This window comes from Streptococcus sp. IMAU 99161, assembly GCF_014435245.1.
GTDB lineage: Bacteria > Bacillota > Bacilli > Lactobacillales > Streptococcaceae > Streptococcus > Streptococcus lactarius.
Genome location: NZ_JAAPAW010000033.1, coordinates 1 through 1,833, shown reverse-complemented (window position 1 = coordinate 1,833; position 1,833 = coordinate 1). Strand labels below are relative to the sequence as shown.

The window sequence follows — 1,833 nt, the reverse complement described above, 5'->3', positions numbered from 1 at the left end:
GATTCCAGACTCGGTGACCTTCCTTGAAATGTATCAAGCAGAAACGTTCAATGACCTCAAGGTCTTGAGTCGTTGGGAAAGCCATGCCCCTTACCAAAGTTTGGCCGTGCCGATTGGTCTGCGTGGGAAGGACGATTTGGTCTACCTTAATCTTCATGAAAAAGCTCATGGACCACACGGCTTGATCGCAGGGACGACCGGTTCTGGTAAGTCTGAAACCATTCAGTCTTACATCCTGAGCCTTGCTGTCAACTTCCACCCACATGATGTGGCTTTCCTCCTCATCGACTACAAGGGTGGGGGAATGGCTAATCTCTTCAAGGATCTGCCTCACTTACTGGGGACCATCACCAACTTGGATGGTGCCCAGTCCATGCGGGCCCTAGCCTCTATCAATGCGGAGATCCACCGTCGGGAGCGGCTCTTTGGCCAATATGGGGTTAACCATATCAACCAATACCAAAAGAAATTTAAACTGGGTGAAGCGACCGAACCGCTTCCTCACCTCTTCTTGATCAGTGATGAGTTCGCCGAACTCAAGGTGAACCAACCAGACTTTATCAAGGAATTGGTCTCTATCGCGCGTGTCGGGCGTTCCCTTGGGGTGCACTTGATCCTTGCGACACAAAAACCTTCTGGGGTCGTGGACGACCAGATCTGGTCCAACTCCCGCTTCAAGCTAGCCCTCAAGGTGGCTGACCGTGGGGACTCCATGGAGATGTTGCGGACGGCAGATGCGGCTGAGATCACGCAGACCGGTCGAGCCTACCTCCAAGTGGGGAATAACGAAGTCTATGAACTCTTCCAAACTGCTTGGTCTGGAGCAGACTACCAGCCTGAAAAAGATCATCTAGGGATCGAAGACCATACCATCTACTTGATCAATGAACTGGGCCAATACGAAGTCCTCAACCAAGACCTCTCTGGTCTGGATATGGCAGAAGAAATCAAGGAAGTGCCGACAGAGCTGGATGTTATCGTGCAAGGAATCAACCACTTGCACCAAGAAGAGGGCATCGCAGCTGTGGCCCAACCATGGTTGCCACCGCTCAAAGAGCGGATCACGCTGGATGAGTTGGACAAGGTCGTGCCGATCGAGGCTTGGCAAAAACGGACAGCTCCAAGCGTCCTGATCGGGGTTGCCGATATCCCGCAAGCGCAAAAGCAAGAAGCAGTCGCCATCGATCTGTCAAAAGACGGGAACATCCTCCTTTACGGAAGTCCAGGGACAGGAAAGACCACTTTCCTCCAGACAGTCGCAATGGATCTAGCTCGCAAGCAGAGTCCAGAAAATCTGACCATGTACTTACTCGATTTCGGAACCAATGGTCTGGCGCCCTTGACTCAACTGCCACATGTGGCTGATAGCCTCTTGCTCGATCAGACGGAGAAAATCCAGAAATTCATCCGGATCATCAACCGCGAGTTGGATCGTAGGAAGAAACTTCTCTCTGAGCATGGGGTCGGCACCATCGCCCTCTACCGTGAAGTAACCGGTAAGCAAGAGCCAACCATGGTTATCCTCATGGATAGCTATGAGTCTATGAAGGACGAGCCTTATGAGACAGACCTCTTCAAGCTCTTCATGCGGATCTCCCGTGAAGGTCTTAGCATCGGTGTGCACTTGATCATCACAGCTAGCCGTCAGAACAACCTACGGGCTCAGCTCTATTCAAACTTCAAGCACCAGCTGACCCTGCCACAAAATGATATCTCTGAAGTCCGCGGTATCGTGGGAGCAACCCCACTAGCATCTACGATGGAAGACATCAAGGGACGGGCCCTCATGAAACGTGACGAAGTCGATGTCGTCCAGTTCGCCCTACCAGTCGC

The 1,833-nt window shown here is 52.1% G+C and carries 1 protein-coding gene; it reads left to right on the top strand.

The window, feature by feature from the left end; genetic code table 11:
• On the top strand, positions 1–1,833 hold a 1,833-nt coding region (essC, locus tag HA044_RS09405; RefSeq protein ID WP_187540924.1), incomplete at both ends, for a type VII secretion protein EssC.